At 43.6% G+C, this 291-nt stretch carries 1 protein-coding gene; it reads right to left on the minus strand.

Going from position 1 to position 291, the window contains the following annotated elements; genetic code table 11:
* Positions 1-291, minus strand: a 291-nt coding sequence (locus tag ACG9ZB_RS17120; RefSeq protein ID WP_419326833.1) for a LysR family transcriptional regulator, incomplete at both ends; no start/stop codon positions are given.

A 291-nucleotide genomic window follows, 5' to 3' on the forward strand; every position in this document is an offset into this window, starting at 1 on the left:
GTTTCCCGGAAGTTACGCAACAAAGCCTGTAAAAAAGGATGAAAGCCAACCGATTTGGTAAAGCCAATATTAATCTGACCTTCGACCCCCAAAGAAATATCCTGCACACGTTTAGTAATCAACTGAGCATGCTCCAATATCGCAAGGGCTTCTTTGTACAAAACTTTGCCCGCTTCTGTTACCTCGACACCACGTGGCAAACGCTTTAACAGTTGAGCATTCAGCTCTTCTTCAAAGCTTTTGATAATCCGTGTCAACGGTGGTTGTTGCATATTCAAACGTACAGCAGCA

Source organism: Acinetobacter johnsonii (assembly GCF_048551975.1).
Taxonomy (GTDB): Bacteria; Pseudomonadota; Gammaproteobacteria; order Pseudomonadales; family Moraxellaceae; genus Acinetobacter; species Acinetobacter johnsonii_A.